The organism is Lysobacter daejeonensis GH1-9 (assembly GCF_000768355.1).
In the GTDB taxonomy this organism is placed as follows: domain Bacteria; phylum Pseudomonadota; class Gammaproteobacteria; order Xanthomonadales; family Xanthomonadaceae; genus Aerolutibacter; species Aerolutibacter daejeonensis.
In genome coordinates, this window is the sequence record NZ_AVPU01000070.1 from 1 (window position 1) to 1,689 (window position 1,689).

Sequence of the window (1,689 nt, forward strand, 5' to 3'; positions counted from 1 at the left end):
CAGCGTGCCCAGCGCCAGCCAGGGCGCCCTGCCCGGGGTTCCGGCGGCGCCGCCGTTGGCCAGCGTGGGCGCTACCCCGGCCACCGCGCAGGCCGCGACCGTCACCGTGACCACGGACGTGCTAAAGGTCGTGCTGGATGGCGGTGAGATGCGCGAAGCCGACCTGCTGGCCTACCCGCAGAGCAGTGACGCCGGCAGCCCGCCGGTGCGCCTGTTCGCGCAGGACGCGGCCAACTACTTCGTGGCGCAGAGCGGCTGGGTCAGCCAGGGCGGCGCCGCGCCGACCCACCAGGCCGGCTTCGTGCCGGAGGGCGGGCAGGCCGCTTTCGCCCTCGCCGCCGGTGCCGACAGCGTGGCCGTGCCGTTCGTGTGGACCGGCGCCAACGGCGTGAGCATCCGTCGCACCTACACCTTCAAGCGCGGCCAGTACGTGGTCGACGTCCGCGACGAGGTCATCAACGCCGGCACCGCGCCGTGGCAGGGCTTCGTTTACCGCCAGCTGGCGCGCGTGCCGCGCGCGCTGGTCAAGAGCGGTCCGATGAGCGCCGAGCAGTACAGCTTCCAGGGCGCGGCGTGGTACAGCAGCACCGACAAGTACGAGAAGCGCAAGTTCGACGACTTCGTCGACGACGGTCCGCTCAACAAGGCGGTCACCGGCGGCTGGATCGGCATGCTGCAGCACCACTTCTTCGCCGCGTGGATCCCGGGTGCGCAGGACCAGGGCAAGTTCGAATTGTCCACCCCGACCGGCACCGGCGGCACGCAGTACCTGATCCGCGAAATCGGCCCGGGCCTGAGCGTGGCGCCCGGTACCAAGGCCGCCACCGAGGCGCGCCTGTGGGTGGGCCCGAAGCTGGTCAAGCAGATCGAGGCGCAGAAGGTCGCTGGACTGGACCGCGCCGTCGACTTCAGCAGCTACAGCATCATGGCGACCATCGCTGGGTGGCTGTTCTGGGTGCTGGAGAAGATCCACAACGTAATCGGCAACTGGGGCTGGTCGATCGTCGGCCTGGTGGTGGTGATCAAGCTGCTGATGTATCCGCTGTCGGCGGCGCAGTACAAGTCGATGGCCAAGATGCGCAAGTTCCAGCCGCGCATCGCGCAGCTCAAGGAGCGCTACGGCGACGACAAGCAGAAGTTCCAGATGGCGATGATGGAGCTGTACAAGAAGGAGAAGATCAACCCGATGGGCGGTTGCTTCCCGATCCTGTTGCAGATGCCGGTGTTCCTCGCGCTGTACTGGATGCTGTCGGAGTCGGTGGAACTGCGCCACGCGCCGTGGATCGGCTGGATCCACGACCTGACTGCGCGCGACCCGTTCTTCGTGCTGCCGCTGATCAACATCGCGGTGATGTGGGCCACGCAGAAGCTGACGCCGGTCACCCCGGGCATGGACCCGATGCAGCAGAAGATGATGCAGTTCATGCCGCTGGTGTTCGGCGTGATGTTCGCCTTCTTCCCGGCCGGCCTGGTGCTGTACTGGATCACCAACGGTGCGCTGGGCCTGCTGCAGCAGTGGTGGATGACCAAGAAGTACGCGGAGGCGCCGGCGAAGGCGTAAGCCACGCGGGTGATTCGTCGACAAGGCCCGCCTCCTGGCGGGCTTCGTCGTTTTGCGGACTTGGCGTTGGCATGGCGGGCGGCGGCGATGGCATGGGGCATTGCTCCAGCCCTCCGTCGCGGCATCCT

Annotated in this window: 1 protein-coding gene; it reads left to right on the top strand. The window is 67.6% G+C overall.

Translation table 11 applies throughout. The annotated features are described in order from the left end of the window. Window positions 1-1,561, top strand: a 1,561-nt coding sequence (gene yidC, locus N800_RS14980; protein WP_036140515.1) for a membrane protein insertase YidC, incomplete at its 5' end; no start/stop codon positions are given. Window positions 1,562-1,689: the final 128 nt, after the last annotated feature.